We start from the raw sequence: 545 nt of genomic DNA on the forward strand, positions 1-545 counted from the left end.
ATGTTTAGTTATCTTGCGGGTAATATTTATCGATTAGTTTACCAATAATCCATATGACAAATACCATAGCTGAAATGGCGAGCAATCTCTCCAGCCAGGTATCAAAATAAAATACAAAGAATAACGAAAACCAGACTGATGCACCACCAAGGATTGCGCCTATTTGACCTACTGCAGCGTTTGCAGCTTTCTTCATAAAACTGGGTTTCTTATCCACCTATCCACGGGCTCCAACTTTTGAATCTATAATTTTTAGGATCCTATCAAACGCGGGAGAGCCTTGTTGGTGTCGAACAGACAGGGCGTCAATAAAAGGTGACAGGGCAGGCTCGAACAGGAAATAAAGCAGATCATAATCTTTTAACCGCAAAGTAGCGTAGAGTTCAGGCACTTCCACGCTCAGCTTTTCTGATGCCCGAATGCAGCGTTCTTTCATTCCTCCGACTAATAATATGTTTCCAATGACCCCGCCTCTTACTTTCACAAAAAAGCTTGTTCCTTGAGCTATCGCGATAGCAACTTTCACGGCACTAACTGTATTAGCT

General features: G+C 42.2%; 1 protein-coding gene and 1 pseudogene. Both read right to left on the minus strand.

Features of this window, described 5'->3' with window-relative positions:
* Positions 1-4 precede the first annotated feature (4 nt).
* Entirely contained in the window at positions 5-196 is a 192-nt protein-coding gene (locus tag J1785_RS00315; protein WP_037040778.1) for a hypothetical protein, read from the minus strand.
* Positions 197-217: 21 nt separating this feature from the next.
* Positions 218-545, minus strand: a pseudogene (locus J1785_RS00320) (hypothetical protein); the annotation flags it as partial.

The organism is Rahnella perminowiae, from assembly GCF_019049755.1.
Taxonomy (GTDB): Bacteria; Pseudomonadota; Gammaproteobacteria; order Enterobacterales; family Enterobacteriaceae; genus Rahnella; species Rahnella perminowiae.